This is a genomic window from Microbacterium sp. M1A1_1b, from assembly GCF_053345565.1.
Genome location: NZ_JBKFAJ010000001.1, coordinates 565,774 through 588,814, shown reverse-complemented (window position 1 = coordinate 588,814; position 23,041 = coordinate 565,774). Strand labels below are relative to the sequence as shown.

Here is a 23,041-nt window from a genome sequence, read left to right as displayed (position 1 = left end):
CAGTCCGCGTCGCACATCTCGTCCGACGCAGTCCGCGTCGCACATCGAGGAGGCACCATGACCGACACCACCACCACCGGACGGTTCACCGGCAGGACCATCATCGTCACCGGAGCGGGATCCGGCATCGGGCGCGCCACGGCGACCCGGATCGCACACGAGGGCGGTCGGGTCATCGCGACCGACGTCGTGGTCGAACGGCTCGATGCGCTGCGTGCCGAACTGGTCGACACGGACGGGCTCGCCGTCGAGACCGTCGCCGGCGACGTCGCCGCTGCCGACACGATCGACGCGCTGCTCGCCGCGGCGGGCGACCGCGTTGACGGCCTGGCGAACATCGCGGGCATCATGGACGCCTTCCTGCCCCCGAGCGAGGTCGACGACGCCACGTGGGACCGCGTGTTCAGCGTCAACGTCACCGGGCCGATGCGTCTGACCCGCGCGGTCCTGCCGGGCATGATCGCCGCCGGGCAGGGCGCGGTCGTCAACGTCGCGTCCGAGGCAGCGCTGCGTGGGTCGGCGGCCGGAGCGGCGTACACGGCGTCGAAGCACGCGATCGCCGGCTTCACCAAGAGCGTCGCGTTCTTCCACGGGCCGCAGGCCATCCGCGCGAACGCCGTCGCACCGGGGGCGGTCGCGACGAACATCGAGGCGCCGATGCGCAGCGAGTACGCGGCCGGACGCGTCGGACCGCTGATGCAGGTCGCGATCCCACCGGTGGCGCAGCCCGAGCAGCTCGCCGCCGCGATCACCTGGCTGCTGAGCGACGACTCCGCCAACGTCAACGGGGCGGTGCTGCCGAGCGACGGCGGATGGTCGGTGGTCTGACGGACGCGAGCCGCGCCTCCAGTCTGAGCACGGTGCGCGGCAGCACCGTGCGCAGTTCCCACTCGGCGCGCGGTTGACGGCTCTGGGCGGGGAAACACCCTCGCACCGACCTACCAACCGCGCACCGACCGGACCGGGAGCGCGTCGTTCGAGACCTCACACGAACCCCGGCCCGGATGCTGGTTGGCTGGGGACATGGCAGCGATCCTGGTCGTCGAGGACGACCCCGCGATGGGCGCGCTCGTCGAGCGTGGCCTGACGAGCGAGGGCCACACCGTGACGGTCGCCACCGACGGCGTCGCGGCGCTGGTGCTCGCCCGCGAGCACGTCTTCGATGCCGCCGCCATCGACGTGATGCTGCCCGAGATGACCGGGTTCGAGGTCTGCCGGCGGCTGCGCGAGATGGGACAGGACCTGCCGGTGATCCTGGTCACCGCACGCGACGCGGTCGACGACCGGGTGTTCGGGTTGGACTCCGGCGCCGACGACTACCTGACCAAGCCGTTCGCGATCGCCGAGCTCAACGCCCGGATCCGGGCGCAGCTCCGACGTCGTGCCGCCGGCACCGCGACCGTCGTGACGGCGGGACGGGTCCGGCTGGACGTGGTCGCTGTACGGGCATCGGTCGACGGGCGTGACCTGCCGCTCAGCGTCAAGGAGTTCTCGCTGCTGCGCTTCCTGATCCAGGGCAGCCCAGCGACGCGGTCGCGGGCCGAGGTGCTGCAGGAGGTCTGGGGGAGTGCCGAGCACTTCGACCCCACGATCGTCGACCAGTACGTCAGCTACGTACGGAAGAAGCTCTCCGCCTCTGGCGCAGACGTGTCGATCCGCACCGTGCGCGGTGTCGGCTACGCGCTCGAGGTCGGCTCCGCGTGATGCGGCTCCTGAGGCGCCTGTCCATCCGCGCGCGGATCACGCTCGGCAGCCTGCTCATCGGCGCGGTCGTGCTCGCCGGGGTGGCCGGCGTGCTGCACCTGCAGATCCGCCAGGCGACGCTCGCGACGGACCGGTCCCTGGCCGCAGGCGACGCCGCACCGTTCGTCTCCGACCTGCGCAACAACCCGGATGAACCGCCTGACCGTCCGGCCGAGGACGTCCTGGTCGGCATCCGGCGTGCCGACGGAAGCTGGGTCGTCGACGCCCTGCCCGCCGACATCCGCCGGGTGCTGCCCACGACGGTGCCGGGCGACGACGTCACCCTGCGCCTGCACACCGACCGTCGGGCCGTCACGGTCGTCGGCACCCCGGTCGTCAACGACCGTGGGCGCTTCGTCGTCTGGGCCGCCCACGACGGCCGCGCCGGGCAGGAGACCCTGGAACGCGTCGACCGGTCCCTGGTGGTCGGCGTGCTGTTCGCCGTCGCGGCGTTCGCGGGCACGGCCTGGCTGCTCTCCACGCTGGCGCTGCGTCCCGTCGCCCGGCTGCGACGCACCGCCGAGGACATCAGCGCGGGCCGCAGCGGCGGGCACCTGCCCGTCGGGACGTCGGCCGACGAGCTCGACCACCTGGCGCGGACCCTCAACGCGTTCATCGACCGTCAGCGCGCGGACGCCGCGCGCGAGCGACAGATGGTCTCGGACGCCAGCCACGAACTGCGGACCCCGCTGGCGGCGCTGACCGCGCGGCTGGAGCTGGCGCACCGTGAGTCCGGCGACGCCGAGGCACTCGAACGCGAACTCAGCGCTGCCGAGGTCGACGCGGGCCGGCTCGTCGCACTGGCGAACACGCTGCTCGAGCTCAGCCGGCTGGACGAGGGCGGACCGCAGCCGACCACGCCCGCCCGCGACCTGGTGACGGAGCTGATGGGCAGCGTGGACCGCGCCCGCGCGCTCGGCGGGGTCGAGGACCGCGACATCGACTTCGACGTCGACGTGCCCGACGACGACACGCAGTACGCGATCAGCACCGCGGCCTTCGCGCGCGTCGTCGACAACCTGGTCGCGAACGCGGTCGCCGCCGGCAGTGCGGGGGGCGTGGTGCGGGTGGCGCTCGGCCAGGAGGACCGGCTCGGCCTGGTCCTGCGCGTGACCGACGACGGTCCCGGCGTCCCGGCCGACTTCCTCCCGCGCGCGTTCGACCGGTTCACCCGTGCGGACGAGGCCCGGCGCTCCCGGCTCGGCGGCAGCGGGCTCGGGCTCGCGCTCGTCCGCGCGGTCGCCGAGCGGGCCGGCGGGACCGCGACGCTCGGCAACGCACCCGGCGGGGGAGCGGTCGCCGTCGTGCGGCTGCCCACCGCCTGACGGCTCGCAGTGGCGCATCGTTCGAGGTCTCGAACGATGCACACCGTCCGTTCCCGGTCGACGCATAGGAGTCTTCCTCAGGCTGTGTGTCACCCGATCCCCTGCTGAACAGGAGCGCGACGATGATCGACACCGCTCGCCCCACCCGCACCGCCGTCCGACACGCGGTCCCACCCGCTGCCGAGCCGCTCGACGTCGCTGCTCGTCGCCGCCGTCGAGCCAGCCGTCGTCGCACGGCCGCCGGCGACCTGCTCGGCGTCCTGGCCTGGGCGTCGGCTGCTGCCGCGGTCGCGCTCTGGCTGGCCTCGCCCGGGTCGCACACGGTGTCGGGCATCAGCGGCTGGCTGACCGACGCGGGCATCGTCGCGGGGCTGATCGCGACCGACCTGGTGCTGGTCATGCTCGTGCTGGCCGCCCGGGTCCCCCTCATCGACCGCACCTTCGGACAGGACACCGCGATCGCCGTGCACCGGTCGCTCGGCAAGCCCGTGCTGTACCTGCTGCTGGCACACGGCCTGCTGCTCACGCTGGGCTACGGCGCGGCCGACCGGACCAACCCGATCGCCGAGACGATCGCCCTGTTCTCCACTCCGGACATGCCGCTGGCGTACCTGGGGCTCGGCCTGTTCGTCGCCGTCGTCGCGACGTCGCTCGTCGCCGTCCGTCGCCGACTGCCGTACGAGGCATGGCACGCCATCCACCTGCTCAGCTACGCCGCGGTCCTGGTGGCGCTGCCGCACATGCTCAGCGTCGGCAGCGTCCTGGCGAACGGCACCTGGCAGCGGGTGTACTGGATCGCGCTGTACGTCGTCGCGCTCGGGCTCATCGTCGTGTACCGCTTCCTGATGCCCGTCGTGGTGTCCCTGCGGCACCGGATCCGTGTCGTCGCGGTGGAGCCGATCGCGCCCGGCGTGGTGTCGATCCACCTGACCGGACGCGACCTCGACCGGCTTGGTGTGCGCGGCGGGCAGTACGGCGTCTGGCGGTTCTGGACCGCCCGGACCTGGTGGCACGCCCACCCGGTCTCGTTCTCCGCCGTCCCCGGTGCCCGCACCGCGCGCATCACCGTGCGTGACCTCGGCGCGGGGTCGGCCCGGCTCGGCCGCATCGTTCCCGGTGCCGTCGTGTCGCTCGAGGGCCCCTACGGCCTGTTCACCACGCGAGCCCGGACGGCCCCCTTCCTGGCGCTGGTGGCATCGGGGATCGGCATCACCCCGGTCCGCGCGCTGCTCGAGGACACCGACCTGCGACCTGGCGAGGCCACGGTCCTGCTGCGCGGCACGGACGCCGACCAGCAGTACCTGTGGCACGAGACCGCTGCGTTGGCTGCCTCGACCGGCAGCGCCTGCTCCACGATGGTCGGACCGCGTGCCCGGTCACGCGAGAGCTGGATGACCGAGGACGACGTCCGACGTGGGGTGACGCTGCGCTCGGTGTTCCCGCGGTTGCTCGAGTCCGACCTGTACGTGTGCGGCCCGCAGGCGTGGGCGGACCTGGTCGTCCGCGAGGCCCGGTTCGCCGGCGTCCCCGAACACCAGATCCACCAGGAACGGTTCGCGTCGTGAGGGCCCGCATGGTGGCCGGCGGGATCGTCTCGTCCGCCGCGGTCCTGGTCATCGGCTGGCAGCTCGGCGCCCAGCCGGCGGTCACGACCCCGGTGCAGCCGAGCACGTCGAGCGGCAGCAGTACGTCGAACGGCAGCAGCGCGTCGGGCAGCGGCACGTCGAGCGGCGGGACCTCGTCCGGCAGCGGCACGTCCGGGGGCACCTCGAGCGGCGGTACCTCGTCCGGGTCGTCGACCGCGTCCGGCACGTTCACCGGCACGACCGCCCAGACCCGGTACGGCCCGGTCCAGGTGCAGATCACCGTGGCCGGCGGGAAGATCACCGAGGTGACGGCGCTGCAGCTGACGAACGACGGCGGCCGCTCGGTCGCGATCAGTCAGCAGGCCGCACCGATCCTTCGACAGGAGGCGCTGCAGGCCCAGTCCGCGAAGATCCAGGCGGTGAGCGGCGCGACCTACACCAGCGACGGGTACGTCACCTCGCTGCAGTCCGCGATCGACCAGGCGGGACTGTGAGCGTCCGGACGTTCCCGACGATGGGCACCGTGGTGAGCCTGCGCGGTGCCGACGACGCCACCGCGGCCGAGGTCCGCAGCGTGTTCGCCGGGTACGACCACCGGTACAGCCTGTACGACCCCAGCTCCGTGCTGAGCCGTGTGGCCGACGGTGCGCTCCGCCTGCGCGACACCCCGGACCAGGTCCGTGCGACGTACGCGCTCGCACTGGAGTGGCGCGACCGGACCCACGGGGCGTTCACCCCGCACCGCCCAGACGGCGTCGTGGACCTGTCCGGGGTCGTCAAGGCGATGGCCATCCGCGACGCCGGCACCGTGCTCGACGCCCAGGGACACGACTGGATGCTCGGCGTCGGTGGCGACGTGCTGGTCCGCGGGCAGCACGAGGACCAGCCGTGGAGCGTCGGGATCGTCGACCCGGCCGACCGACAGCGGGTGGTCGCGGTCGTCCCGCTCGCGGCACCCCGCCGTGCGGTGGCCACGTCCGGTACGGCCGAGCGCGGTGAGCACATCTGGCGACGCGCTGTGCCGACGTTCGTGCAGGCCACCGTGGTCGCCGACGACATCGTCACGGCCGACGTGCTCGCCACCGCGATCGTCGCCGGTGACGAGACCGACCTGGCCGGGTTCACGGCGGACGAGGACGTCGACGTCATCGCCTTCGGTGCCGACGGCCGGGTGTGGGCGACGCCGGGCCGCGCGACCGAGGCGGTGACGGCCCCGAGCACCGTGCGCGGTTGACCGCTCGGTGCGAGGTCGACGGCCCGGAGCACGGTGCGAGGTTCGTGCCCGGTGCGCGGCTGACCGCCTGGTGCGGGGAACCAACCTCGCACCGAGCAAGCAACACCGCACCGTCCGCCCCCGCACCCGCGACGCGCCGGGCGCCGGTCAGCGGAAGGTGAGATCGAGCGTCACCTGCCGTGGCCAGAGGGCGTACCGGGGGAGCACGTCCGGCCCGCACGCCCGTGACCCGAGCCCGTGCTGCGCGGCGTCCAGGTACAGGTGCAGGCGGTCGGACGCGGGCAGCTCGTGCGCGTGGTCGACCGCGCTCCACTGCTGCGCACTATGGCGTGCGACCTGGAACCCGGGCAGGGTGGCGCCGTGCCCCTCGGCCGCGGTGACGGCGAGCGGCCCGAGGACCAGCTCGTGCAGCCCCGGCCGGTGTCCGGTCTCCTGCGGTCGCGCGTACCGGACGCCCAGGTCGTCCACCGGTGCGCTGTACCGCCCGACCTGCACGCCGTTGCGGGCGTCGGCGTACGACTCGTTCGGTCCGGTGCCCCACCACGCGGCGTTCGCGGTCAGGTCGCCGGGCAGCTCCAGGTGCAGGCCGATGCGGGGCCAGGTGCAGTCCCACGGACCGATCGGCACCGCGGTCCACCGCAGCCGCAGGCCGTCGTCCGCGCCGGCCCAGTGGAAGGTGGACTCGACGCCGAGCGACGACCCCGCGGGCATCGACCGGACCCGTTGCACCAGGCTCTCGGCTCCGGACGCGACGGACAGCACCCGGTGGGTCAGTCGGTCCAGCCCACGCTCCCGCCACCGGTCGGCAGACGGCGGGACCGACTCGTCACCACGACCGGACGTCAGCTCCGGCAGCACCGTCTCGTACGACCCCTGGCCGGCGGCCCGGTCGTTCTCGGTCGGGGCGCGCCAGAGTTCCGCGTGGAGCTCGGCGACCTCGGTGCCGCGCCACGACCGCAGGCTGCCGTCGTCCGCGAACACCGCCGTTGCCGGCAGCGTGGTCCGGGCCGGTCGCACGGCGTCCGACCGCACCACGTCCACGGCGACCTGGGTGCTCGCGACGGTGTGCCCTGCCGTGGCCCATGCGGTGTCGGCTCGCAGGTCCGCCCGGAACGTCAGGTGCGCACGCTGCCCGCGCCGCGGAGCGACTGCCTCGCTCGGCAGGGCGACCGTCACCTCGGACCCTGGTCGGACGGGAGGCACGTCCAGCGTCCCGTGGTCGACGGTGCGTCCATCGACGCGCAGCTCCCACGACACGGCCAGGTCCGCCGTGTCGGCGTGCGCGCGCAGGTTCCGCACGGCCAGCGACGAGCCGGTCCGGACGAAGCGGACGGGTGCCCAGAGCGCCGCCAGGTCGGCGAGCGCGGGGGTGGGCGTGCCGTCCGACAGCACCAGGCCGTCCATCACGAAGACGCCGTCGTGCACCGGCTCGCCGAAGTCGCCGCCGTACCCGAAGTACGCGGTGCCGTCGGCCGTGTGGGTGCGGAGCCCGTGGTCCCGCCACTCCCACACGAAGCCACCGTGCAGCGACGGCCACCGCTCGAAGCGCTCCTGGTACTCGGCGAGCATGCCCGGGCCGTTGCCCATCGCGTGGCCGTACTCGCACAGCACGAACGGCTTCGCGCGCTGCCGGGCGCCGGCTGCGGGTCCGGCGGTCTCGTGCACCGCCATCGTGACCGTGCCGCACACCGAGTCGATCTCCTCGAGCGTCGGGTACATCCGCGAGTACACGTCCGTGTACGCCCCGTCGACGTCGCCCTCGTAGTGGATGGGCCGCGAGGGGTCGCGCTGTCGGATCCAGTCCGCCATCGCCGCCAGGTTCCGACCGGTGCCGGACTCGTTGCCGAGCGACCACATCACGACCGAGGCGTGGTTCTTGTCGCGCTCGACGGTGCGTCGGACCCGGTCCAGGTACGCGTCACGCCACGCGGGGTCGTCCGAGGGGTTGCCGACCCAGTCGACCTCCCAGAAGCCGTGCGTCTCGAGGTCGCACTCCAGCACGACCCAGAAGCCCAGTTCGTCGGCGAGCTCGAGGAACCGCGGGTGCGGCGGCTGGTGCGCCGTGCGGATCGCCTGCACGTTGTGGCGCTTCATGAGCGCGAGGTCGGCGCGCACGACGTCCTCGTCGAAGACGCGCCCCAGGTCGGGATGGGTCTCGTGCCGGTTCACCCCGTGGAACACCAGCGGCGCGCCGTTGGCCAGCAGCCGGTCCCCGACGACCTCGACGCGGCGGAACCCGACGCGCAGGCGGACCTGTTCGTGGTCGGTCGCCACGACGAGGTCGTACAACCGGGGCTGTTCGGCGGACCAGGCGTCCACGGGACCGACGTCCAGGGTGACGGGCGCTGCGGGGTCGACCCGGGCCTCCAGTCCGGTCTCGGCCAGGCGGACGGTGACCGCCGTGGCGGTCGTGACCGTCTCGACGCGCAGGCTGCCGAGCCCCGTGACGGGGTCGCGGTCGGCGGTGACGAACACGTCGTCGATCCCGTCGGTGGGGCGGTGTTCGAGCGTCACCGAGCGGAACACGCCGGGGAGCCACCACTGGTCCTGGTCCTCGAGGTAGCTGCCCGGTGACCACTGGTGCACGCGGAGCGCGACCGTGTTGGTGCCCGCGCGCAGCACGTCGGTGACGTCGTACTCGACGGCCAGCCGGCTGCCGGTTGACCAGCCCACCGGTGTGCCGTTGACCCACACGCGGGCCAGGGACTCGGCGCCGTCGAGCCGCAGGACGGTGCGGCCCGTGGGGGGCCAGTCCGCGGGGAGTTCGACCGTGCGGACGTGGTCGCCGGTCGGGTTGCGGTCGGGGACGTGCGGTGGGTCCACCGGGAACGGGTAGCGGATGTTCGTGTACCAGGGCGACCCGTGACCGTGCAGGGGCCAGTGGGACGGGACGACCAGGTCGTGCCAGTCGTCACCGTCGGGTGCCTGTGCGGCGAACAACGGCGCGGCGAACGGCGGGGCGGCGAAGGGCGGCACGCCGTCGACCTCGTCGCTCGGCGCGTGGTCGGTGAGCCGGAACCGCCACACGCCGTCGAGCGAGATCGCCCGGGCGTCCGACCGGACCCGTGCGCGCGGTGGCAGGCGCGAGTCCGAGCCGGGCGTCGTGGTCCCGAGGGGCCGGACGGCGTGCGGTGCGCTCACTTGATGGCGCCCTTGGCGATGTCCCCGATGAACTGACGGGCACCGATCAGGAACACGACCAGCAGCGGCAGGACGGACAGCAGCGCGCCGGCCATCACCATGCTGTAGTTGTTCGCGAACGTGGTGTTGAGCTGCGCCATCGCGACCTGCAGCGTCAGGTGGTTCGGGTCGTTCAGCACGATGAGCGGCCACAGGTAGTCGTTCCACGAGCCGATGAACGTGAAGATCCCGAGGAACCCCAGGCCCGGACGGATGAGCGGCAGGCACACGGTCCACCACTGCCGGAAGAACCCGGCGCCGTCGATCACCGCGGCGTCCATCAGCTCGTCCGGCACGCTCGACAGGATGTACTGCCGCAGCCAGAAGATGCCGAACGCGTTCGCTGCGGCCGGCACGATGAGCGCCTGCAGGTGCCCGACCCAACCCAGGTTCGTCATGGTGATGAACTGCGGGATCACGGACAGCTGCATCGGCAGCATGAACGTGACGAGCACCACGGTGAACAGGGTCTTGCGCAGCGGGAAGTCGAACTTGGCGAACGTGAACGCGGCGAGCGAGTCGAAGAACAGCACGAGCGCGGTGACGCTCACCGACACGATCACGGTGTTGAGCAGCGCGCCGCCGAAGTCGATCTTGTCGAAGACCTCGCCGATGTTCTGGAACAGCCAGGGGCCGGGGACGAACACCGGCGGCGACTTGTAGATGTCGCTCGTGGTGTTGCTCGCCATCACGAACAGCCAGTACAGCGGGAAGATCGACACCACGGCACCCAGCGTGAGCAGCGTGTAGAGCACCACGCGGGACGTGGACGGCCGGCGGTGGCGGCGGCGTGTCAGGGGCGAACGCGGTTCGGTCTGCGTCGCCGCGGGACGCTGGGTCAGGACGCTCACGACTGTGCCTCTTCCTTGCGGCCGGCGGTGAAGCGCCAGCTGATGATCGTGAACACGACGACGATCAGGAACACGCCCCACGCGATCGCGGCGCCGTACCCGAAGCGGTTGAAGCCGAAGGCCTGCTGGTAGAAGTACAGGACCATGGTCAGGCCGCCCTGCCCGGCTCCACCGCTGTTCGTCGACCCGGCGGTCGTCGTCAGGACCTGGGCCTCGGTGAAGCTCTGCAGGCCCGTGATCGTGCTGACGACCAGCACGAAGATGACCGTGGGGCGCAGCAGCGGCAGGGTGATCGAGAAGAAGCTGCGGAAGGGGCCGGCGCCGTCGATCTTGGCGGCCTCGTACACCTCGCCGCCGATGGACTGCATGCCGGCCAGGAAGATGATCGCGTTGTAGCCCGTCCACTGGTAGGTGATGAGCAGGGACACGGTGACCTGGATGCCGAACGGCGTGCTGAGCCACGGCACCGCGGGCAGGCCGACGGCGTGCAGCAGGGTGTTCGCCAGGCCGAAGTTCTGCCCGAAGATCGAGCCGAACAGCACCGCCATGGCGACGACCGACGTGATGTTCGGGATGAAGTAGGCGATGCGGAGCGCCGTGCTGTAGCGGACGGCGCTGTTGAGCATCGCCGCGACCACGATCGCGATGACGAGCATCGGGAACGTCGACAGCGCGAAGATGACGAAGGTGTTGCGGATCGACAGGTAGAACGTCGGGTCGGCGAAGAGCTTCTGGAAGTTCGACAGGCCCACCCAGGTCGGGTCGCCCAGGCCGTTCCAGTCCTGGAACGACAGCACGAGCGAGTACATCGTCGGGTACAGCCCGAAGACCAGGAACAGGATGAAGAACGGTGCGACGGCGAGGTACATCGGCCAGGTGCGGCGGATGCCCCGCCGGCGGGGCCGGGTGCTCGGACCCGGCCCCGCCAGCGACGGTGCGACGGACGTCGTCACTTGGCGGACTCCAGCGCCGACTTCGCGGCCTTGACGGCGTCGTTCCAGGCCTGGTCCGGGTCCTTGCCCTGGGACTGGATGTTCGTCAGCTGGGTGAAGAACGGTGCCGAGACCTGGGCGTCGTAGGGGCTGGTGTACTTCGTCGGCATCGACTCGATCGACTTCTTGAACACCGAGGCAGTGTCCTGGCCGCCGAAGAACGTGTCGCCCTTGGTCAGCGCCGACTCGTCGAGCGCCTTGGACGAGGACGGGAAGTTGCCGACCTGGCTGTAGGTCGTCGCCTGCGCCGACGGGGCGATGAGCGCCTCGATGACCTTGACCGCGGCCTTCTTGTCCGACGTGGCCGAGGGGATCGTCAGGAACGACCCACCGACGTTGCCGGGGCCGCCCGGCGTCTCCGTCACACGCCACTTGCCCGAGGTGTCCGGCGCGGCGCTCTTGATGTCACCGGCGTGCCAGGCGGCGCCGAGCACGGTCGGCAGCGTGCCCTTGTTGACGGCGGAGGCCCAGTCCGGGCTGCCGTCCTCGATGCCGGCGACGATGCCGTCCTTCTCGGCGGTGACCGCGCGGTCCCAGGCCTGCTTGACCGTGTCGCTGTCGCCGGTGAACTTCCCCGACTTGTTCACGAAGCCGGAGTCGGCCTGCGCCATCGACCAGCTGAAGACGTCGCTCATCGACACCTCGAGCGACGCGCCCGTCTTCTCCTTGAGCTGCTTGCCGAAGGCGAAGTACTTGTCCCAGGTGCTGGTGGCGTCCGCGACGGCTGCGGGCTCGGAGGGCAGCCCCGCCTTCGCCAGGACGTCCTGCCGGTAGAACAGCGCCGAGGGGCCGATGTCCGTGGGCAGCCCGATGAGCTTGCCGTCGGCGGTGGTGGCCTCGGCGAGCTTCCACTTCGGGAACTGCGCGAGGTACGACGCCGGCACCAGGTCCTTCAGGTCGGTGAACAGGCTCGACTGCTGCAGGAAGTAGGGCATGTCCTCGCCCTTGACGCCGGTGATCGACGGGATGTTGCTCTTGCCCGTGAAGGTCGTGACGAGCTTCTGCTTGAAGTCACCACCGATGACGCTGACCTGCAGCTTGTCGGAGCTGAACTCCTTCTTGGTGCTCGAGACCACGGAGTCGCCGACGGCGCCCGGCCACAGCCAGGTGGTGAGCTTGCCGGACGAGGCCGACGAGCCGGCGGAGCAGCCGGTGAGGACGATGGCCGCGGCGACCGCGGTGGCGAGGACCGCGGCGGTGCGGCGACGCGTCGTGGAGGTGCGCATGGGGTGTCTCCTGGGTTCGGGAAGTGGGGCTCGGGAGTGGTGCTGGGCGGTGGTGCGGGGAGTGGAGCAGGTGGTGGGTCAGGGGGTCCGGTCCGCGACGGGCGCGGCCAGGGACGGGAGGCTCGTGGCCAGGAACCCGAACCGGTCCGGATCCGCGGCGGCCGGGTTGGCAGCCAGCCACGGGGCGAGGTCACCGGCCCGGGGGGCGGTGGAGGCGCCTCCGGGCCGGGAGACGGTGATCGCCGCGACGAGCGCGGCGAAGTCGACGCGCTCCCGCAGCGGCAGGTCGGTGAGCGACGCCACGGCGAGTGCCGCGCAGAACACGTCACCCGCGCCGGTCGCGTCGACGGCGCGGACCCGGACGGGCGCGGCCACGACCTCGTCGCCGGTGGCCGAGTCGACGGCCACGACGCCCTCGGCGCCCCGGGTGACGACGCTGAGCGGCACGCGCTCGGCCAGTGCCCGTGCGGCGCGGACCGGGTCGTCGGTGCGGGTGTAGGCCATCGCCTCACGGTCGTTCGGCGTGAACGCGTACGCGCCGTCGATCGCGTCGAGGAGTGCGGGGTCCCAGGTGCCGGTGGCGTCCCAGCCGACGTCGGCGAACACGCGCAAGCCGCGGTCGCTGCTGGTGCGGACCCAGTCGGCGGTCGTCGCGTCGACGTGGAGTGCCGCGACGCGCCCGCCCTGGGCGGGGAGCAGGTCGCCGAGGGGGACGGGAGACGCCGTGCCGCCGGTGACGATCGCGCGGTCGCCGCCGTACCCCAGGCACGCGCTGACGGGGACGGTCCAGCCCGGCATCGTGCGCAGGAGCCCGGTGCCGATGCCCTCGGCCGCCAGCGACGCGCGGCACAGGTCGCTCAGGGCGTCGTCCCCGACGGCCGCGCAGGCGTCGGTGCTCGCACCCAGGCGGGCGGCGGCGATCGCGAAGTTGGCGATCCCGCCCGGGGTCCAGGCGAAGTGCGGCGTCCAGTGCTCCTCGCCCAGGACGGGTGCGCCGTGCAGGTCCGCGAACACCGCGTCGAAGAACAGCAGGCCGGCTACGAGAACGTCGGCACGGAGCACGTCGGCATCGAGCACGTCGGCATCGGTGCGGGGGTGCATTCGGTCGTGCATCGCGGTCTCCATCGGTCGGCGCTGAGGAAGTTGTAACACAGATCGATCCGCATCGCGCATCTTTTTGGTTGAAGATGGTTGCAACTTGAGCGAATTTGATCGCTAAGCTGAGGCACATGAAGGACATCCGCGATCTCGCCATCCTCGATCGGCTGCGCGCAGCCCGTGCCGCCTCGGTGACCGACCTGGCCGAGGCGACCGGGTCCAGCGTCGCGACGATCCGCCGCGACCTGCAGCGCCTCGATGACGCCGGCCTGCTGCGGCGCACCCGGGGCGGTGCCGTGCTGGCGGACGGACACGAGGGCGACGCCCCGTTCCCCGAGGTCGAGACCGTGCACCGCGACGAGAAGGTCCGCATCGCCCGAGCCGCCGCCGACCTGATCGAGGACGGTCACACCGTGGTGCTCGACATCGGCACGACGGTCCTGCAGCTCGCGCTGCTGCTGCGCGGACGCCCCGTGACGGTCATCACGGCCAACATGGCGGTGTTCGAGGCGCTCAAGGACGACGCCGCCGTGCACCTGGTGCTGCTGCCGGGTGACTACGACCCCGTGTACCACTGCGTCTCGGGCCCCCTGACCACCGACTCGCTCCGACTCATCCGTGCCGACCACGCCTTCCTGGGTGTCAGCGGGATCTCGGCGAGCGGCGACCTGCGCGACACCACGATCGCCCAGGTTCCCATCAAGCAGGCGATCGCCACCGCGTGCGACGAGGTCACCGTCCTCGCCGACAGCAGCAAGTTCCCGGGCACCGGGGCAGCGCGCATCGACCTGCCGTCGTCGATCGTGCGGGTCGTCACCGACGCCGAACCGCCGGTCCCGGTCGCCGCCGCGTTCGCCGCGCACGGCGTGGAGGTCCTGGTCCCGTGAAGCTCGTCATGATCGGCGGTGGTGGGTTCCGCACACCGCTGGTGTACTCCGCCCTGCTCCGCGACCACGCCCCCGGGCGGGTCACCGAGGTCGCCCTGGTCGACGTCGACGCAGACCGGCTGCGCACCATGGCGCGCATCCTCGCCGACCAGGCCACCGGGGTGACCGACGCCCCGACCGTCTCCGTGCACACCGACGTCGAAGCCGCGCTGCCCGGTGCCGACTTCGTGTTCTCCGCGATCCGCGTCGCGGGCATGGAGGGCCGTGCCACCGACGAGCGCATCGGACAGTCGCACGGCGTCATCGGGCAGGAGACCGTCGGGTTCGGCGGGATCTCCTACGCGCTCCGCACGCTGCCCATCGTGATGGAGCTGGCGCGGACGATCCGCCGTCTGGCGCCGGACGCCTGGGTCATCAACTTCACCAACCCCGCCGGTGTGGTCACCGAGGCGATGTCGACCGTGCTGGGCGACCGCGTGATCGGCATCTGCGACTCGCCGATCGGCCTGGCACGTCGGGCGCTCGGCACGCTCGGCATCCAGCACGGGCCCGACGTCGAGCTGGAGTACGCGGGGCTGAACCACCTGGGCTGGCTGACCGCGCTGCGCGTCGACGGGGTCGACCGGCTGCCCGAGGTCCTCGCCGAGCCCGCGCGCATCGAGTCCTTCGAAGAGGGCCGGCTGTTCGGCGCGGAGTGGGTGCAGGCGCTCGGGGCGCTGCCGAACGAGTACCTGCACTACTACGCCTACCGCCGCGACGTGCTGCAGGCCGACCAGTACGCGCCGCACACCCGCGCGCGCTACCTGGTCGAGCAGCAGGACCGCTTCTGGGCGGACGCCGCGCACAGCGCGCAGCCGTTCCACACCTGGCAGGAGTGCCGCCACGACCGTGAGTCGACCTACATGGCGACGAACCGCGACTCGGTCGGCATGGGGGAGCGCGACCTCGAGGACATGACCTCCGGTGGCTACGAGGACGTCGCGCTCTCGCTCATGCGCGGCATCGCGTACGACCAGCCCGCCCGGCTCATCCTCAACGTGCCGAACCGGGGCACGCTCGCCGGGCTCGACGACGATGCCGTGGTCGAGGTCCCGTGCACCGTCGACGCGTCCGGGGCGCACCCGATCGCCGGGGCCCGCGTGCCCGACTTCGGGCTCGGCACCGTCACCGCGGTGAAGTACGTCGAGCGCCAGACGATCGAGGCGGCGCTGCACGGCTCCCGTGCGGCCGCGCTGCGGGCGCTCGCACACCACCCGCTCGTCGACTCGGTCCGGATCGCCCGGGCGCTGCTCGACGACGCGACCTCGTCGTTCCCGCACCTGTCGTACCTGTCCTGACCCGCGCCTCCAGGACGCCCTGATCCCGTCCTGGAGGCGCGTCCCGCCCCGTCGAAGAAAGCCCGCCATGCACCAGAACCAGAAGCTCGTCGAGGAGCGCATCGAGCGCGTCCTGAACGAACGGATCGTCCCCGCCGTCCACCAGGCCCGCACGCCCGTCGCACTGCGCGCTTGGCAGGTGCCCGACGAGCCGGTGCCCGCGGCCGAGGCCCTGGCCGCCGAGTACCGCCCCTTCGCGGTCGGTGAGCCGTGGGGCCGTGCATGGTCGACATGGTGGTTCGAGGTCACCGGCACCGTGCCGCCCGAGTGGGCCGGCCGGACCGTCGAGCTGCTCGTCGACCCGGGGTTCCAGGGCGACTGGCCCGGCAACCAGGCCGAGGGGCTGCTGCACACCCCGGACGGCACGCCGGTCAAGGGCATCCACCCGCGCAACCACTACCTGCGCATCGCGGACCAGGCCGTGGGCGGTGAGCAGGTGCACTACTTCCTCGAGGCCGCGGCCAACCCGGACATCCTGGTCAACGAGTTCGTGCCGACGAAGTACGGTTCGAAGAAGACCGCGCCCGAGACACCGATCTACACGTTCCGCACCGCAGAGCTCGCCGTGTTCGAGCCCGAGGTCTGGGCGCTCCGGTTCGACGTCGAGGTGCTGTTCCAGATGGTGCGGGAGCTGCCCGACACCGACCCGCGCCGACACGAGGTGCTGCGCGACCTGGAGCGCGCGATGGACGTGCTGGCGCTCGACGACATCGTCGGCACCGCAGCCGCGGCCCGCGCCGAGCTCGCCGGTGCCCTCGCCAGCCCGGCCAACCGCTCCGCCCACCGCCTGAGCGGCATCGGGCACGCGCACATCGACAGCGCCTGGCTCTGGCCGATCCGTGAGACCAAGCGCAAGACCGGCCGGACGTTCTCGAACGTGCTCGCCCTGGCCGAGCAGTACCCGGACCTGAAGTTCGCGGCGTCGAGCGCCCAGCAGTACGCGTGGGTCAAGGAGCGGTACCCGTCGGTGTTCGCCGGCATCAAGGACGCCATCGCCCGTGGTCAGTGGATCGTCGTCGGGTCGCAGTGGATCGAGCCGGACGGCAACCTGCCCGGCGGCGAGGCCATGGTCCGGCAGGTCACGCAGGGCTTGCGGTTCTTCGCGGACGAGCTCGACGTCGAGACCCACGGTATCTGGCTGCCCGACTCGTTCGGCTACACGGCGGCGTTCCCGCAGATCGCCAGGCTCGCCGGACTCGACTGGTTCCTGACGCAGAAGCTGTCCTGGAACCAGACGAACACCTTCCCGCACCACACCTTCTGGTGGGAGGGCATCGACGGCTCGCGGATCTTCACCCACTTCCCGCCGATCGACACGTACAACGCGACGCTCGAGGGCGAAGAGCTGCACCACGCCGTGCGGCAGTTCCGCGAGAAGGGCGGTGCGACCACGTCCCTGGTGCCGTTCGGGTACGGCGACGGCGGCGGCGGTCCCATCCGCGAGATGATGGAGCGTCAGCGCCGGGTGGAGTCCCTCGAGGGCTCGCCGCGCGTCGAGGTGGAGCACCCGGACGACTTCTTCGCCCGAGCCCGCCAGGAGTACCCGGACGCCCCGGTCTGGGTCGGCGAGCTGTACCTCGAGCTGCACCGCGGCACGTTCACGTCGCACGCCCGCGAGAAGCGGGGCAACCGCCGCGCCGAGCACCTGTTGCGCGAGGCCGAGCTGTGGTGGACCGCGGCCGCACTGCGTGGTGCCGACTACCCGTACGACACGTTCGACCGACTGTGGCAGGCGACGTTGCTCCAGCAGTTCCACGACATCCTGCCCGGGTCCTCGATCCAGTGGGTGCACGAGGAGAACGAGGAGACCTACCGCCGCAACCACGCCGAGATCGAGCAGCTCGCCCTCGACGCCCTGGCCGCACTCGGCGCCACGGGCGACGACGCCGGCGCGGTCGCGAACCCCGCCGACCACGCGCGCCGCGAGCTCCTCGTCGACCCCGACGGACGGGCCGTCGGGGTCGTCGAGGTCCCCGGGCATGCGGTCGTCCCGGTGCGCGCGGTGACCCCGGCGCACCCCGTCACGGTCGTGCAGGAGGACGACGGCATCGTGCTCGACAACGGGCTGGTGCGCGTGCACGTCGACACCGAGGGGCTGCTCGACTCGATCCGCGACCTGGCTGCCGACCGCGAGCTCGTCCCCGAGGGGCGATCCGCCAACCTGCTCCACCTGCACGAGGACCTGCCGAACGCGTGGGACGCGTGGGACATCGACGCGCACTACCGCCGCTCGGTGGTCGAACTCCGCGCCACGGACCGCATCGAGCTGGACACCGACGGCGACCTGCGCGCCGTCGTCCGCGTGCACCGGACGTTCGGCTCGTCCGAGCTCGTGCAGACCGTCGCCGTGCACGCCGACGACGTGCGCGTGCACCTCGGCGTCGACCTCGAGTGGCAGGAACGCGAGAAGCTGCTCAAGGCCTCGTTGCCGTTCGTCGTGCACGCGCAGCACCACAGCGCCGAGATCCAGTTCGGCCACCTGCGCCGCCCGACCCACACGAACACCTCGTGGGACGACGCCCGCTTCGAGGTGATGGCGCACCGGTGGGTGCACGTCGAGGAACCGGGCTACGGCATCGGTGTGACGAACGCCGGCACGTACGGGCACGACATCACCCGTCGCGTCGGTGACCTGGGCGAGGTCGAGACCGAGGTCCGCCTGAGCCTGGTCCGCGGTGCGCAGTCGCCCGACCCCCAGCAGGACCTGGGTCACCACACGTTCGCGTACGCGGTCCACCCGGGCGCCGACATCGCCGCGACGGTCGCGAGCGGGTACGACCAGAACCTGCCGCTGCGGGCGTTCCCGGGGGCAGCGGCCGCCGAGGACCTGCACGTGCCGGTCGTGTCCTCGTCACCCGGGGTGCGCGTGGAGTCGGTGAAGCTCGCCGACGACCGGTCGGGCGACATCGTCGTCCGGCTGTACGAAGCGCTCGGTGCGCGGACCGACACCGAGGTCGACCTGCGACTCGACGCGGTGTCGGTCGAACAGGTCGACCTGCGCGAGCGCCCGCTGTCCGACCCGGCCCTGACGGCGCGGCACTTCGCGTGGACGGGCGGCCCGGTGTCGCTCGGGCTCCGGCCGTTCCAGGTGGTCACGCTGCGGGTGCGTCCCCGCGCCTGACGGAGCACGGTGCGGCGTTCCGGCGCGGTGCGCGGGAGCACCGTGCGGCGTTCCGACGCGGTGCTCGGTTGGTCGCTCGGTGCGGGGAAACACCCTCGCACCGAGCGACCAACCTCGCACGGACGGCGAACCTCGCACGGTGCGCGGGGGCACGCCATCGCCTCAGCCGCCGAGCCGCCGGACCTGCTCGGCCGCCGCGGCGCCCCAGCCCGTCGGGTCGTCGCCGGCCGGCACGAGCGCCAGGGACGTCCACAGCACCAGGACGTCCCACCACGCGGCCTCGACCGACGACAGCGGGCTGACCGACTCGTACGCCTGGCGGAACGCCGCCTGGACGTCCGCCCCGACCGGCGCCCAGTCGTGGAAGCGCGTCTCGAGCAGCACGGCCGCCCGTGCGAGCTCGACCACGCGGTGGTCGACCCGCAGGTCCTCGAAGTCGACCAGCCCGACGACCCGGCCGTCCGCGCACAGCACGTTGGCGGACCGGACGTCGCCGTGGACGACCTGCACGGGCAGCGGTTCCGCGGGCAGCGCGCCGAGGAGCGTCCGGAGCAGCTCGAGCCCGTCCGACGGCAGGTGCACCGGTGCGCCCTCGAGCCACTGCTGCACCTGCGATGTCAGCGGAGCGGGCGTCGGCCGGACAGCGGCGACGGCGCCCGCTGCCGGGTACGGCACCAGGGCGTCCTGCAGCTCGGCCACCACCCGACCCACCGACCGCACGGCGGCCGGGTCGTCGACGTCCAGCAGCTCGCCGACCAGGACCCGCTGCAGCCCGGCGGACACCCCGTCGACCTCGACCTGCACGGACCTGTCGCGGGCGGGCACGGGCGCCGACACCGGCAGCCCCCGGTCGCCGAGCCACGCGACCACGTCGGCGGCGGCCGCCAACCGCGGGAAGCGCGACGGCTCGACACACCACTTGAGCAGCACCGGGTCGTCGTCGGTGTCGAGCCACGCCAGCGCATTCCGGTCGCTCATCACGATCCGCGAGCACGCGGTCGCGGCGACGCCCCAGTGCGTCCGGACGGTCGAGATCGCCCACGCGGCCGCGTCGTCCTCGGTCGCGAACCCGAACCGGTCCCGCAGCGCCAGAGCGGCGTCGGTCGTCTCCCACAGCATCGTGATCCCCATGCGCGCAGACTGGCGCACCTTCCTGGGACCCGGCGGACTGGAGGCTCGTGGCGGGCCCGCAACGGGCCTCCAGTCCGTCATCGGTCGGCGAAGCCGCCGAGCATCCCCGAGATGAACCGCTTCTGCAGGAAGAAGTACAGGACCACGATCGGCAGCGCGACGATCACCCCGGCTGCGGAGAGCAGCGAGTAGTCGGTCAGGTGGGCGCCCTTGAAGAAGGCCAGGCCGAGCGGGGCGGTGCGGTGGTCCTCGCTCGTGATGAGAACCAGCGGCAGCAGGAACTCGTTCCAGGTCCACATCGTGATGAGCAGCGCCATCGTCATGATCGGGGCGACGGCCGCGGGCACGATCACCTGCCACAGCAGCTTCACGTCGCGGGCACCGTCGAGCCGTGCGGCCTCGATCACCTCGCCGGGGAAGCTCCGGAACTGACTGCGCATCCAGAAGACCCCGAACGCCAGTGACTGCGCGGTCTGCGGCAGGATCAGGCTGGTGTACGTGTCGGTCAGACCCACCGAGCGCAGGTTGAAGTACAGCGGGATGATGAACGCCTCGGCGGGGAGCATCAGGCCGGCCAGCATCACGAAGAAGATGACGTTCGAGCCGAAGAAGTCCAGCCGGGCGAACGCGAACCCGGCGAACACGGCCAGCACGGTCGTGAGCACGACGACCGACACCGTCACCAGGACGCTCGACAGCATGTACGACGCGAAGTGCCCCTGGTTCCAGGCTGCGCCGAAGTTGCCCAGGTCGATCCGGGTCGGCACGCTGAACCCACCGGAGTTCTCGGCCGACGGCGTCACCGACGACAGCAGCACCCCGATCAGCGGGATGATCGCGAACAGCGCGAACAGCGTCAGGATGACGTAGTCGACGGTCTTCTCGCGGACGGAGATCCTCATGCGACGTCCTTCGGCTGCAGACGGTTGATCAGGGCCGTGACGATCATGATCACGACGGTCAGCGACACCGCGACGGCGGCGGCCGACCCGACCTGCCCGGTCTGGAACGCCCGGTTGTACGCCTCGAACGCCGGCACGGACGTCGAGTTGCCGGGTCCACCGCTCGTCGTGACGTAGACCAGGTCGAACGTCTTGAGCGCCGACACCACGGTCAGGGTCAGCGCCGCGGCGATCTGCCCGCGGAGCGAGGGGAGCGTGATCGAGAAGAACTCGCGCACCGCCCCGGCGCCGTCGATGCGGGCCGCCTCGAACAGGCTCGGGTGGATGTTGCCCACGCCGGACAGGAACAGCACCAGGCAGAGCCCGACGTTCAGCCACGTGCCGACGAACCCGATCGCCGGCAGCGCGGTGTCGTACCCGCCCAACCACACCTGCGCCAGCTGCCCGAGCCCGACCAGGCGGAGCGCGTCGTTCAGCAGCCCGTCAGCCGAGTAGATCGACACCCAGATCGTCGCGACGACGACCGACGCGATGACCTGGGGCAGGAACAGCACCGTGCGGAAGAACGACATCCCGCGCAGCCCGTTCGCCCGCGAGATCAGCGCCGTCAGGAACAGCGCCACGGCGACGGGGACGGCGGCGTAGAACACCATGAGCACCAGCGCATGCCCGAACGACGCCCGCAGCTGCGTGTCCGTGAACACGCCGACGTAGTTCGAGAACCCCGCCCACGTCGCCGCGGACAGGCCGTCCCAGTCGTAGAACGAGTACTGGATGCTCTGCAGGAACGGCACCCCGAGGAACACGGCGAACACGACGAACGCCGGCAGGATGTAGAGGTACGCGACGAGGCTCCGCCGCCGCTTGCGGACGCCGCCGGTCGCCTGGCGGGTCCGCCCACGGCGGGCGCTGCGCTCGGCAGCACCCGCCGTCGTTCCGGTGAACTGGGTCACGTGGCAGTCCTCGCTACTTCTTCACGAATCCGGAGTAGTCGTCCTGGAGCGTCGTCGTGTACTGCTCCGGGGTCGCCTTGCCCGCGACCAGGTCCTGCATCGCCGCCGTGATCGTGTCGTAGAACGTCGGGGTGGCGTAGTCCAGGTACGGCGTGATGCTGTTCGACGACGAGATCGCCTTGTAGTTGCTCGTGATGTCCCCGGCGATCGTGCCCGAGGCGGGGGTGTCGTCGTCCGGCACCACGGTCGGCAGGTTGCCCTTGTCGACGAGCGTCTCGGCGGCCTTCGCGTTCGTGACGAAGTCGACGTAGGCGGCCGCGGCGTTCGCGTTCTTCGTCTTCGAGGTGATGGCCCACGCCAGTCCCTCGCCGCCCATCGTGACCGGGCTCGACGCGCTCGGCGGGGTCAGGGCCGTGAAGCCGATGTCCTTCGCGCTGGACGCGGCCTCGAGGGTGGCCTGGTACCAGGTGCCCGTGATCAGGAACGCGGACTCGCCCTTGCCGAACGCAGCAACGGCGTCGTCGCGCGAGACGCCGTTCGCGCCCTCGGTGACGTAGCCCTTGTCGACCCAGTTCGTGATGGTCTGCGCGGCCTTGACCTCGTCGGAGCCGGTCCAGCTGCCCGACTTGCCGGCGACCAGGTCGTTCACCGCGTCGTGCCCGGCCAGGGCGGAGAGCACCAGGCCGTACAGGTGGATGCCCGGGCTCTTCTCGACGTCGCCGTAGCTGAGCGGCAGCGACCCGGCGGACTTCACCTGCTGCATGTCGGCGGTCAGCTCGGCGACCGTCTTCGGCGGGCTGTCGATGCCGGCCTTCTGCAGCACGGACTTGTTGTAGTACAGCCCGACGAGCTCACCGGTCTGCGAGACGCCGTACAGGTCGTCTCCCTGCCAGGTCGACCCGTCGCTCGAGAACGAGTTGAGCTTGAGCAGGCTGGACGGGTAGTAGTCGTTCCAGCCGTACAGCTTGGCGTAGTCGTTCACCGGTCGCAGGAACCCGGCCTTCACGAACGCGCCCATGTCGGGGTAGCCCTGGTTCGCCTGCACGACGTCCGGCGGGTTGTCGCCCGACAGTGCGAGCTTCAGCGTCGTCTTCAGGTCCGCGAACGAGCGCGAGACACGCTTGATCGTGATGTTCGGGTGCGCCTTCTCGAACGCGTCGTTGAGTTCCTGCTGCGCGTCGTTGATGCCGGTGTCGGTGTTCTGGTCCCACACCGTCAGGGTCGTCTTGCCGGAACCGACGTCCTTGGACACCGGGCCCAGGCTCTGCGACGCGGCAGGTGCGGCCGATCCGCCCGGGGTGCACGCGGTCAGGCCGAGTGCCAGGGCTACTGCGACGCCGACGACCATCGTCGCCTTGCTGGAGTGCTTCATGGTGGTCCAGTCCTTCGAGTGGGGCTTCGGGTGGAGACTTCGGGCGGAGGGGGAGTCAGGGAGT

At 71.6% G+C, this 23,041-nt stretch carries 18 protein-coding genes; 9 read left to right on the top strand and 9 right to left on the bottom strand.

Going from position 1 to position 23,041, the window contains the following annotated elements:
- Positions 1 to 57 precede the first annotated feature (57 nt).
- From ACLBWP_RS02825 to ACLBWP_RS02800, 6 genes are all read left to right on the top strand, one after another.
- Complete coding sequence (locus ACLBWP_RS02825) at positions 58 to 828, top strand: SDR family NAD(P)-dependent oxidoreductase (RefSeq protein ID WP_447653948.1); 771 nt, start codon at positions 58 to 60, stop codon at positions 826 to 828.
- Between the two features lie 195 nt (positions 829 to 1,023).
- A complete protein-coding gene (locus tag ACLBWP_RS02820) occupies positions 1,024 to 1,704 on the top strand; it encodes a response regulator transcription factor (protein ID WP_243563939.1) in 681 nt (226 codons plus the stop codon).
- A complete protein-coding gene (locus ACLBWP_RS02815; RefSeq protein WP_447653947.1) occupies positions 1,704 to 3,068 on the top strand; it encodes a sensor histidine kinase in 1,365 nt (454 codons plus the stop codon). Before ACLBWP_RS02820 ends, ACLBWP_RS02815 begins: the two co-directional genes overlap by 1 nt.
- 122 nt (positions 3,069 to 3,190) lie before the next feature.
- Complete coding sequence (locus ACLBWP_RS02810) at positions 3,191 to 4,633, top strand: ferredoxin reductase family protein (RefSeq protein WP_447653946.1); 1,443 nt, start codon at positions 3,191 to 3,193, stop codon at positions 4,631 to 4,633.
- A complete protein-coding gene (locus tag ACLBWP_RS02805) occupies positions 4,630 to 5,148 on the top strand; it encodes an FMN-binding protein (protein ID WP_447653945.1) in 519 nt (172 codons plus the stop codon). The genes ACLBWP_RS02810 and ACLBWP_RS02805 overlap by 4 nt, the downstream gene beginning before the upstream one ends.
- The gene (locus tag ACLBWP_RS02800; RefSeq protein WP_447653944.1) at positions 5,145 to 5,888 is read left to right on the top strand and encodes an FAD:protein FMN transferase; all 744 of its coding nucleotides are present in this window, start codon (positions 5,145 to 5,147) and stop codon (positions 5,886 to 5,888) included. Before ACLBWP_RS02805 ends, ACLBWP_RS02800 begins: the two co-directional genes overlap by 4 nt.
- Positions 5,889 to 6,035: 147 nt before the next feature.
- Here ACLBWP_RS02800 and ACLBWP_RS02795 read toward each other — a convergent pair whose 3' ends face one another.
- The 5 genes from ACLBWP_RS02795 to ACLBWP_RS02775 form a co-directional block, all read right to left on the bottom strand.
- Complete coding sequence (locus tag ACLBWP_RS02795) at positions 6,036 to 9,029, bottom strand: glycoside hydrolase family 2 TIM barrel-domain containing protein (RefSeq protein ID WP_447653943.1); 2,994 nt, start codon at positions 9,027 to 9,029, stop codon at positions 6,036 to 6,038.
- Positions 9,026 to 9,919, bottom strand: coding sequence for a carbohydrate ABC transporter permease (locus tag ACLBWP_RS02790; protein ID WP_243563933.1), 894 nt, complete (start codon positions 9,917 to 9,919; stop codon positions 9,026 to 9,028). The genes ACLBWP_RS02795 and ACLBWP_RS02790 overlap by 4 nt, the downstream gene beginning before the upstream one ends.
- Positions 9,916 to 10,872, bottom strand: coding sequence for a carbohydrate ABC transporter permease (locus ACLBWP_RS02785; protein ID WP_243563932.1), 957 nt, complete (start codon positions 10,870 to 10,872; stop codon positions 9,916 to 9,918). Before ACLBWP_RS02785 ends, ACLBWP_RS02790 begins: the two co-directional genes overlap by 4 nt.
- Complete coding sequence (locus ACLBWP_RS02780; protein ID WP_447653942.1) at positions 10,869 to 12,137, bottom strand: ABC transporter substrate-binding protein; 1,269 nt, start codon at positions 12,135 to 12,137, stop codon at positions 10,869 to 10,871. Before ACLBWP_RS02780 ends, ACLBWP_RS02785 begins: the two co-directional genes overlap by 4 nt.
- 78 nt (positions 12,138 to 12,215) lie before the next feature.
- A complete protein-coding gene (locus tag ACLBWP_RS02775) occupies positions 12,216 to 13,250 on the bottom strand; it encodes a carbohydrate kinase family protein (RefSeq protein ID WP_447653941.1) in 1,035 nt (344 codons plus the stop codon).
- Between the two features lie 116 nt (positions 13,251 to 13,366).
- On the opposite strand from ACLBWP_RS02775, the gene ACLBWP_RS02770 reads away from it, so the two are divergent.
- The 3 genes from ACLBWP_RS02770 (at position 13,367) to ACLBWP_RS02760 (ending at position 18,619) form a co-directional block, all read left to right on the top strand.
- Entirely contained in the window at positions 13,367 to 14,122 is a 756-nt protein-coding gene (locus ACLBWP_RS02770; protein WP_447653940.1) for a DeoR/GlpR family DNA-binding transcription regulator, read from the top strand.
- Entirely contained in the window at positions 14,119 to 15,459 is a 1,341-nt protein-coding gene (locus ACLBWP_RS02765; RefSeq protein ID WP_243563929.1) for a 6-phospho-beta-glucosidase, read from the top strand. The genes ACLBWP_RS02770 and ACLBWP_RS02765 overlap by 4 nt, the downstream gene beginning before the upstream one ends.
- 67 nt (positions 15,460 to 15,526) lie before the next feature.
- The gene (locus tag ACLBWP_RS02760) at positions 15,527 to 18,619 is read left to right on the top strand and encodes an alpha-mannosidase (RefSeq protein WP_447653939.1); all 3,093 of its coding nucleotides are present in this window, start codon (positions 15,527 to 15,529) and stop codon (positions 18,617 to 18,619) included.
- 162 nt (positions 18,620 to 18,781) lie between these two features.
- Here ACLBWP_RS02760 and ACLBWP_RS02755 read toward each other — a convergent pair whose 3' ends face one another.
- The 4 genes from ACLBWP_RS02755 to ACLBWP_RS02740 form a co-directional block, all read right to left on the bottom strand.
- Positions 18,782 to 19,750, bottom strand: coding sequence for a phosphotransferase (locus tag ACLBWP_RS02755; protein ID WP_447653938.1), 969 nt, complete (start codon positions 19,748 to 19,750; stop codon positions 18,782 to 18,784).
- Between the two features lie 77 nt (positions 19,751 to 19,827).
- Complete coding sequence (locus tag ACLBWP_RS02750; RefSeq protein WP_447653937.1) at positions 19,828 to 20,652, bottom strand: carbohydrate ABC transporter permease; 825 nt, start codon at positions 20,650 to 20,652, stop codon at positions 19,828 to 19,830.
- Complete coding sequence (locus ACLBWP_RS02745) at positions 20,649 to 21,605, bottom strand: carbohydrate ABC transporter permease (RefSeq protein WP_447653936.1); 957 nt, start codon at positions 21,603 to 21,605, stop codon at positions 20,649 to 20,651. The genes ACLBWP_RS02750 and ACLBWP_RS02745 overlap by 4 nt, the downstream gene beginning before the upstream one ends.
- 13 nt (positions 21,606 to 21,618) lie before the next feature.
- Entirely contained in the window at positions 21,619 to 22,977 is a 1,359-nt protein-coding gene (locus ACLBWP_RS02740; protein WP_447653935.1) for an extracellular solute-binding protein, read from the bottom strand.
- Between the last annotated feature and the right edge of the window lie 64 nt (positions 22,978 to 23,041).